8 protein-coding genes are annotated in these 9341 nt (G+C 54.7%); 4 read left to right on the top strand and 4 right to left on the bottom strand.

Features of this window, described 5'->3' with window-relative positions; translation table 11 throughout:
• Positions 1–128: 128 nt before the first annotated feature.
• On the bottom strand, positions 129–1631 hold the full coding sequence (locus tag JW953_16520) for a hypothetical protein (GenBank protein ID MBN1994304.1): 1503 nt from the start codon (positions 1629–1631) through the stop codon (positions 129–131).
• 199 nt (positions 1632–1830) lie between these two features.
• On the opposite strand from JW953_16520, the gene JW953_16515 reads away from it, so the two are divergent.
• The 4 genes from JW953_16515 to JW953_16500 all read left to right on the top strand — a co-directional run bounded on the left by JW953_16515 (position 1831) and on the right by JW953_16500 (position 8109).
• On the top strand, positions 1831–2907 hold the full coding sequence (locus JW953_16515) for a dienelactone hydrolase family protein (protein MBN1994303.1): 1077 nt from the start codon (positions 1831–1833) through the stop codon (positions 2905–2907).
• A 108-nt stretch (positions 2908–3015) separates the two neighbouring features.
• Positions 3016–3648 carry a ThuA domain-containing protein gene (locus JW953_16510; GenBank protein MBN1994302.1) on the top strand — a complete coding sequence of 211 codons (633 nt, stop codon included), beginning with the start codon at positions 3016–3018 and terminating at the stop codon, positions 3646–3648.
• Between the two features lie 400 nt (positions 3649–4048).
• Positions 4049–6781 (top strand): cation-transporting P-type ATPase, encoded by a 2733-nt coding sequence (locus JW953_16505; GenBank protein MBN1994301.1) that lies wholly within the window; start codon positions 4049–4051, stop codon positions 6779–6781.
• Entirely contained in the window at positions 6778–8109 is a 1332-nt protein-coding gene (locus JW953_16500) for a ferric reductase-like transmembrane domain-containing protein (GenBank protein MBN1994300.1), read from the top strand. The genes JW953_16505 and JW953_16500 overlap by 4 nt, the downstream gene beginning before the upstream one ends.
• A gap of 148 nt (positions 8110–8257) precedes the next feature.
• Here the strand turns inward: JW953_16500 and JW953_16495 are convergent, their stop codons facing one another.
• From JW953_16495 to JW953_16485, 3 genes are read right to left on the bottom strand one after another with little or no spacing between them, the layout of a single operon-like run.
• Entirely contained in the window at positions 8258–8644 is a 387-nt protein-coding gene (locus tag JW953_16495) for a monovalent cation/H(+) antiporter subunit G (protein MBN1994299.1), read from the bottom strand.
• Between the two features lie 2 nt (positions 8645–8646).
• Entirely contained in the window at positions 8647–8913 is a 267-nt protein-coding gene (locus JW953_16490; protein MBN1994298.1) for a cation:proton antiporter, read from the bottom strand.
• Entirely contained in the window at positions 8910–9335 is a 426-nt protein-coding gene (locus JW953_16485) for a Na+/H+ antiporter subunit E (GenBank protein ID MBN1994297.1), read from the bottom strand. Before JW953_16485 ends, JW953_16490 begins: the two co-directional genes overlap by 4 nt.
• Positions 9336–9341 lie beyond the last annotated feature (6 nt).

Below are 9341 nucleotides of genomic sequence, written 5' to 3'. Positions count from 1 at the left end.
GCATGTCATTTCGACCGAAGGGAGAAATCTCCTTGAAGTCGTCCCTTGAAAAGGAGATTTCTCGGCCTACGGCCTCGAAATGACATGGGGCTGAGTAGTAACTGAAATGTTAAGAAAGTCAAGTTCTCTCAATCCGGCGTTTGGCGAAACTCCCAGCGGCCGCCTGAAATGGGGCCGGCAATGCAGATCAATTGAAGATCGCGGTTGACCAGGCAAGCATGGTCAGCAGCGGGGGAGGGGGAGTTATCGCGCTGCCATTTTCCGTAGAAGTTTTGTTCTTCCTCTACAGCCCAACCCAGTGAATCCCGCAGGTTATTTTCTCGCCACACTTTGCCAAAACCCCGCATCGGTTGATATAAACCGCCGGGCGGTGTAATATTCGGATCACTTTCGGGTTGGCCGGCTTGCCACGTGTCGGCAAAACTATCGGTTCGTCCTTCATTATAAAAAACCAAAATTGTGCCGCCGTCCAAATCTTGCAGCCAAATCATAAAGCCATTTTCAAAACGTTGTTCGGCGGCAACCGTTTCCAGAGCCACGGCGGGGCAAATTGTGCCGGGGGGGATATTGTTTCCCCTGAATAGGTCTTCAATCTCGCAGGGCATCTCAATACTGATCCCCTGGCTCACTTCATTTCCCTGGGCATCTGTGGCAAACAAATCCATACGGGGATTCTGGCGCATGGTGTCAGTGATTTCAGCAACAAGAGTGCCGTCGGGCGGTAAATCTGTCCACCAGGTGCCAAAACGGGTGAATGTGGCCCCATTAAAAATGCGGACACTGGTGGCCCCGCTGGTATCCCAGTGGAAAGCGACAATTTTACCGCCATTAACGTTATCGGTTACCTCCGCGGTAAAAGAGTTGATGCTGACCCCGCTATTGGCGTTGGCTTCTGGATTGGTGTTTAAAGAGGCGGCAGGCTCTGTTGGCGATGAGGTATCCTGGACGCAGTTGAGGGTAATGGTATAACGTTGTTGCCGGGGGGTCAGATTTTGCCAACAAGTGGCAAACGGCTCATCATTGGCGCAGAGTTGCTCCTCTGCCGGGCCGCTGCTGACGGCCAACAGGCATAGTTGGTTGGCCCGGCGAAAACCGGCGAACATGCTGCCGGGGCCGTCGGCCGCAAAACTAATATCTTCCTGCCAGCCCTGGGCCGGCAGCATCTCTCGCAAGGCATGGTCAATAACGCCCAGGTTCTCAAAATCCAGGCCGGTGCCGCCGGCCGTGATCTGGCAGCCGGTCCCGCTCTGTTCCCTCAGAATATCTTCAAAAGGCGCTTCGGCCAGTATCATTTCAATGCCCAATGTTTGCTCAAGCGCATCCGCCAAAGCCCGGCACGTCTCAAAATGTAAGGGCTGGAGGCTACCCCGGGTTTTGGCGGTGGTCGTTGGGGGCACAGCCGTGCCCGTTGGTGGAAGGGGGGGAGCTGTTGGCGGCGCCGGCGTGGGTGTTGGCGGAAGGGAGGTGGCCGTTGGCGGAGGGAGGGTAGCTGTCGGCGGTACGGCCGTCGCGGTTGGCAGATTTGGCGTTGGGGTGGCTATTGGCTCGGTTGATACTCTACTACATCCGGTTAGCGACAAAACGACTATCGTTAGCCCCATTACCTGTGGCAGTAATTTTTGGGTCTTCATTCTTTTATTCCATCTCTTGATTCAAAGTGATCGTGGCCGATCTTACTGCGGAATATCCACTATAACAAAATTATACCAAACGCGCGCTAAAATTTCCATTTATTGTGATAAAAGGGTACTATAATCCAAGTGGGTCAACCCGGGGCCGGCGGCAGTGTATTATTTAAGCCCAAAACCGTTGTATATACAGGAGAACAACTTGAGCGCAAAAATTCTTGACTATCGAGAATTGAAGGAATTGCAACCCGCCCACGGTCTGTGGTCACTCTATGCGCCGGAAAAAGCGCCGTATCGCTTCCGGGCTAAAACTCCTGCCGAGGCCAGGGCATGGCAAGCGCAAACCCGCCAGGCGCTCAATGAAATTTTGGGGTTCCAGTCTCTCCCCCCGGCCGAGTTTGGGCCGGAAAAAGTTGAAGCAGTGGATAAGGGCGATTACGTGCGGGAGAAAATCTTGCTCCATACCTCGCCCTACACCCTGATGCCGGTTTACGTGCTCATCCCCAAGCAGGGCCGGCGACCTCTGCCGGCGGTGATCGCCTTTCATGGGCACGGTTACGGCGTTAAGGACATTGTGGGTTTGTGGGAAGACGGCCACGAGCGGGATACGCCTGATGGAATCCATAAAGACTTTGGCGTGGCCCTGTGCCGGAAGGGTTTTGCGGTGGCCGCCCCGGAGCTCTCCTGTTTTGGCGAGCGGCAGACCGATTTTTCATATCTTAACCCTGAGTTGGGCCAGACGGCTCCGACAACGTGCGACCACACCGCCAAATTGGCCTTCCACCTGGGCGGCACGGCCCTGGGCTTGCGCGTTTTTGACGGCAAGCGGCTGGTAGATTACCTTAAAACCCGGCCGGAGGTGGATGTCAACCGCCTGGGGGCAATGGGCCTGTCGGGGGGAGGGATGCACACCTTTTTCTCTACCTGTCTGGATGAACGCATCAAGGCTTGCGTGATCAGCGGCTATTACTCTCCCTTCAAAAACAGCATCCTGGCCATGCACCACTGCGCGTGCAATTTTGTGCCGGGCCTGCATCAATTTGGCGAGATATACGACCTGGTGGGGCTGATTGCGCCCCGACCTATCTTGATTGAGGCGGGGACCTACGATCCGATTTTTCCGATTGAGGCGGTTAAACGCAGCGTAGAGATCACGCGAAACCAGGTGTACCGCGTTTTTAACTGCGTTGATCAGGTAGAAACCGATTACTTTGAGGGTCGCCACCAGATCAGCGGCCGGCGGGCCTACGATTTTTTGCTGGAAAAACTTTGTCCGTGAAGGACGACGAATGACCAATGACCAACGACGAACGACCAACGACCAATGACCAATGACCGACTTTTGCCCTTCATCGTCCGTCGTTCGTCGTTAAAGGAGGTTATTTAAATGCGAGTCTTAGTTCTGTGCGATGATTATTGGCATCCCGCCTGGATACCCCGCCGGGGTCTGGAGGAACTGGCCGAACGGGACTTTGAATTCGACTGGCTTGAAAATGCCAACGAATGGTCGGCCAAACGGATGGCCGGGTATCCCTTAGTGGTTATGACCAAAGCAAACAATATTTCGGCAACCGAGCAAGACCCCTGGGTGACCGGGGCGGTTGAGCAAGCCTTTCTGAATTATGTGGAGCAGGGCAATGGCTTGCTGGTTATCCATTCGGGAACGGCCGGTTATGAGCAGTGGCCGGTGTTACGCGGTCTGATGGGTGGCGTGTTCATTGAGCATCCGCCGCAATGTCTGGTGACGGTAGAGCCGCTGGCCAGACACCCCCTCACGGTTGGCAGCGCCCCGTTCACAGTAACGGACGAGCACTATTTTATGGCCCTGGACGACTCCCAGGCCGACGTATTTTTGACCACAGCGTCGGAACACGGCAGTCAACCCGGCGGTTGGACTCGCACCCAGGGCGAAGGACGGGTTTGCGTGCTCACTCCCGGCCACAACGTGGAAGTGTGGCTGTACCCTGATTTTCAAACCCTGCTCCGTAATGCGCTGCGGTGGTGCAGTAAAACCGGGTAAAAAAGGAGAGCTTGGCTATGGAGCAGATTGTGTTTATCACCGGCGCCGACCGGGGCCTGGGTTTGGCCCTATATGAAGTTTATCTAATTTCTCTATAATTGCACAGGTGGCAATTTTTGCAGGGCTGGCCCCCTTTAGTTTGATAATCTCCTGATAGACAGGATAGTTTACCAGAGAAACTGGGTTTTTTCCAGCCAATCAATCACAAATGTAGATTTTTATTCTTTCTCACCTGTACCTGGGGCAGGAGTTGATGATTTACCGATTTGATGGTAATATCATCTCACCTACTTGGATGCACAGTTGTCAAAATGCCGGGGGATATTTTGTCCGCTCGGTTTTTTGAAATTGAACGACCAGGCCAAAAGCACTCGTCTATACCTTGTGGAGTGAACTTGTTATGCAGACGTTACTTGGGAAACATTGGTATCATTTACCTGCCACCGAGGTGCTGGAACTGCTGGAAAGCGACGCGCAGAAGGGGTTGGACATCTTTGAAGTACAGCATCGCCAGCACCGTTTTGGCCCCAACGTGTTGACCCCCAAGCGTGGCAGGAACCCCTTGATGCAGTTTCTGCTCCAATTCAGTAACCCGCTGATTCTGATCCTCCTGGTAGCCAGTGGGATCACCGCGCTCATCAAGGGGCCGGTTGATGCTTTGATTATCCTCGCCGTCGTATTGATCAATGCTATTATTGGATATATCCAAGAGTCCAGGGCAGAAAAAGCCATTGAGGCTTTAGCCCAGGCCATGACAACTGAGGCTACGGTCATCCGGGCCGGGGAGAGGCTACGCGTTTCGGCGACGGAACTGGTTCCCGGCGACATCGTGGCCCTTCAGTCTGGCGACAAGGCGCCTGCCGATATGCGTTTGCTCCGCGCGCGCGATCTCCAAGTTGCTGAAGCCGCGCTTACTGGAGAATCTGTGCCCATTAAGAAAGAAGCAGATGCGCAGTTACCGGTCGGGGTTGTGCTGGCCGAGCGCCGCACGATGGTTTATGCCTCCACGTTGGTGACCTATGGCCAGGGTGTAGGTGTTGTCACCGCCACCGGCGACGACACTGAGGTTGGGCGTATCTCTCGACTCATTTCCGAGGCGCAGGAACTGGAAACGCCGCTCACCCGCAAGATCGCCGGGTTCAGCCGGCTGCTACTTTATGCGGTGCTGGCTCTGGCCGCGATCACTTTTGCTATCGGTGTGCTGCGAGGGGAATCGGTGGTGGAAACTTTTACCGCAGCAGTGGCCCTGACCGTAGCCATGATTCCTGAAGGGCTGCCCGCCGCCCTGACCGTTACCCTGGCCATCGGCGTCTCGCGCATGGCGCAACGGCGGGCCATCATCCGCAAGTTGCCCGCCGTCGAGACACTGGGCAGCGTCACCGTCATCTGCTCGGATAAAACCGGCACGCTGACCCAGAACCAGATGACCACCCAACAAATCGTAGCCGGTGGGCTGCACTACACCGTCACCGGCGCCGGTTACGATCCCATCGGCCAAATCTTGCAGCAGGACAAGGCGGTTGAGACGCTGGAGGGAGCGACGGCGTTGCGGGAATGTCTATTGGCCGGCCTGCTGTGCAACGACAGCGCTCTTGTTGAAAAGGATGGACGCTGGGCAGCGCAAGGAGACCCAACCGAAGTGGCGTTGATCGTTGCGGCGCGCAAAGGAGGTCTGGTAGCGGCATCCCTCGAAAAGCAACTGCCTCGCCTGGATCAGATCCCCTTTGATTCGCAGCACCGGTACATGGCAACACTGCACGACGCATTGGCTGAACGAGAGAACGTTTCAACGGAGCGGGTGGCCTACATCAAAGGCGCTGTCGAGGTCATCCTGGAAAAATGCGTTGCGGCGCTTGATGCTGATGGACAGGTGGTTCGGCTTGATCCTGCCCAGGTTCACCGTGACGTTGAAGCCATAGCCGCACAAGGATTACGAGTTCTGGCCTTTGCCAGAGCAAGTATGCCGGTGGGGGCCACCTCTTTGGGACATACGGACGTCGCTTCTAACCTGACTTTTCTTGGCTTGCAGGCCATTATTGACCCGCCGCGCGAGGAAGTGATCTCGGCGATAGGCGCATGCCAGGAGGCGGGCATTCAGGTCAAGATGATTACCGGCGATCACGCCCTCACCGCCGCCGCGATTGCGACGCAAATCGGGCTGGCCGAGCCATGTCCTGATGCCACTCCGCCCCAGGATTGCGTGCTGACAGGAAAGGATCTAGCCAATTACGCCGACGCGCGGTTGATTGATGCGGTGGAGCGCGTGGCGGTTTTTGCCCGGGTGTCGCCGGAGCAAAAGCTGCGTCTGGTAGAGGCGCTTCAAGCTCGCGGCAACGTGGTCGCCATGACGGGGGATGGCGTGAACGACGGGCCGGCCCTCAAGCAGGCCGACATCGGTATCGCCATGGGCATCGCCGGCACCGAAGTGGCCAAAGAGGCTGCCGACATGGTGCTGACCGACGACAACTTTGCCACCATTGAGGCGGCAGTGGAAGAGGGGCGGGGCGTTTTTGATAATCTGACCAAGATCATCGTTTGGGTATTGCCCACCAATGTGGGTGAAGGGCTGATTCTTTTGTTCGCGGTTTTGCTTGGAATTGCGCTGCCCATCCTGCCTGTGCATGTGCTGTGGATCAACACGGTAACGGCAAGTGTGCTGGGTTTGGTGTTGGCCCTGGAACCCAAGGAGCTGGGCATTATGAAGCGTCCTCCGCGTGCTCCAAACGCGCCCATTCTCACGCGGGAATTGACGTGGCGCGTTTTGCTGGTTGGTTTGTGCATCTTGGTCGGGGCCTTTGGCCTGTACGAGCTGGACTTGTGGTTGGGGAGCGACATCGCCCAGGCCCGTACGGTAGCAGTTAACGCCATCGTGATGATTGAGGTATTTTATCTGTTCAACTGCCGTTCCCTTACCCGGTCAATGTTCCGCATAGGGGTCTTTTCGAATAGGTGGGTGGTAATCGGGATAGTTACAATGGTGCTGTTGCAGTTGCTATTCACCTATACCCCATTTATGAACACCTTGCTCCTCACCGCCCCGCTGAGTCTGGCAGATTGGGCGCGTGTGCTTGGAGTGAGCCTGATTGCCTACCTGATCGTTGAATTCGAAAAGTGGATGAGGAATCTCAAATGAGAATGAAACTCTGGCTTCAAGGTATATTCTGGATATTTGTTTATATCCTTTTGACTGCTGCGCCTCTGCTGATTTTGCTCATTGGGCCGGTTCCGGAGGGACGTGAATTTTGGCGCGAACTATCGGCAGCGCTCGGTTACGCGGGATTGGCGATGATGGCGATTCAATTTGCCTTAACCGCGAGGTTCAAGATTGTCAAAGCTCCCTATGGAGCGGATATCGTTTATCACTTTCACCGTCAGATCTCCTTCGTCGCGCTGCTGCTGATCCTGGCCCATCCTCTCTTGTTGTTTATTTATTCACCAGACACTTTACAATTACTCAATCCTATCTCGGCTCCCTGGCGCGCTCGTGCGGGCGTGATAGCCCTACTTGCGTTAATCGTGATGATCGCAGCGTCCGTCTGGCGGCAACGTCTCAAGTTTGAGTATACCCAATGGCGCATTTGGCATGGAATCCTGGCAACACTTGCGGTGATCCTGGCGATGACTCATGTGGTCCTTGCGGGTCACTACATCAACACACCCATAAAGCAGGCATTATGGTTGAGTGGGAGCGTATTTTGGGTTGGCATGTTAGCTTACGTGCGGATTATCAAACCAATCTTGTTGTTGTACTATCCCTACCAGGTCGATTCTGTCAAACAAGAGCGCGGCAAGGCCTGGACCCTGGCGGTGAAACCGGTAGGACATGCAGGAATGCGCTTCATGCCCGGGCAGTTTGCCTGGCTAACCGCCTGGAGTTCGCCGTTTTCGGACCGTGAGCATCCCTTTTCGATTTCTTCAAGCGCATCAAACCCGGAGAAAATCGAGTTCACCATCAAGGAATTGGGTGATTTTACGAGTACCATCAAAGAGATGGAACCCGGGCAAAAGGTTTACCTGGATGGTCCTTTTGGAGCGTTCAGCGTTGACCGCCACCCGCATGCAAAAGGGTATAACTTCATTGCTGGAGGGATTGGGATTACGCCGTTCATGAGCATGTTACGAACCTTGAAAGATCGAAATGATAAGCGCCCCTTGCTCTTGATCTATGCCAATAACCGTTGGGAAGACATCACTTTTCGCGAGGGAATCGAAGCCCTTCAGAAATCCCTCAACCTTAAAGTGGTGCATGTATTGGCCAATCCCCCGGAAGGTTGGCAGGGCGAGCGTGGTTTCGTCACCGCGGAGATCTTAGAACGCTACCTGCCGGAGGAACGTCAAACGAATGTCTACGAAACCTTCATCTGTGGCCCGCCGCCAATGATGGATGCAATCGAAAGAACTTTGCCCAAATTAGGAATTTCGTTGGGTGATTTTCATTCGGAACGCTTCAACCTGGTATAGAAAGGAAACAACATGCGACAGAAAATCTCGACCTGGCTGGCAATAACGATTGGCGGCATAATTTTTGGCCTGGCATTGCTCTTTGCGCTGATGCAAGCAGCCTGAATGAATACCAGAAAAAACGATCCTTGAGCAGTGGTATTTCTGTTTATTTTGTTTCCTTTTTTGGGGCATTAAATTGAGTTGATCCGGCCAGTTTATGGGCCGGTTTATCATAACGTTTGCGTAGTTCGTTGTAGAGCGTGCCCCGCCACAAGGGCACGCCGTTAAAGAAGGCGGCCCGGCCCAGCATGTGAGCGGCCACGGGCGCGGTAATCAGCAGAAAAATAATGGTGGCTATGGCCCGGCTGCTAATGCCCAACTCGTTAAAATAAATGGCCGCGCCCAGCAAAATAAAACCTGCGCCCAGCGTGGCCGCTTTGGTGGTGGTTGACATACGCAAATATAGGTCGGGCATCCGCACTATCCCGATACCGGCAATCAGCATAAATAGCGCGCCGATCAATAACAACACCACCGTAAATATCTCGGCCATCTTCAAGCCCTCCTTTGGATGTAATAAGCAAAGGCCACCGTGCCCAAAAACGCCAGCAAAGCCAGCACTACGGCTACATCCAAAAAAACCGGCTGGTTGGCGACCACCGCGTAAACGGCGATGATGCCGACCCCCAACGTGGCCAGCAAATCCAGCCCCACCACCCGGTCGGGCAGGCTGGGGCCGCGCAATACGCGCACAAAGGCCAAAATCATAGCCAGACTCAGGATGGGGATAATAATGAAAAAGGCCACCTCAATGATATTCATGCCAGCACCTCCCGTACCCGTCGTTCAAAGCCCTCTTTAATATCGCGCCGGAATTGCTCAAGGTCATCAATGTGCATGGCGTGGACGTAGAGCGTGCGCCGGTCATCCGAAATATCCAGGCTGAGCGTACCGGGCGTTAAGGTGATCAGGTTTGCCAGCAGGACAATTTCGGCGTCGCGGGTCACATCCAGGGGGATGGCGACCACGCCGGGCCGCATGTAATGGCGGGGGGTCACCACATCATAGGCCACGCGCAGGTTCGCCAGAATCAATTCCCAGATAAAAAAGCCGATGAAGTTAATAATCTGGGGCACTTTACGAAAGTAAACCGAACGTCCCACCACCCGCTGCGAAAGCCACAGCAGCGCAAAGCCCAGGCCAAACCCAACCACAAAGTTACTTAGGGTAAATTGCCCGGTCAGTCCAAG

This window comes from Anaerolineae bacterium, from assembly GCA_016931895.1.
Classification (GTDB): domain Bacteria; phylum Chloroflexota; class Anaerolineae; order 4572-78; family J111; genus JAFGNV01.
This window is presented reverse-complemented; position numbering and strand designations above follow the sequence as displayed.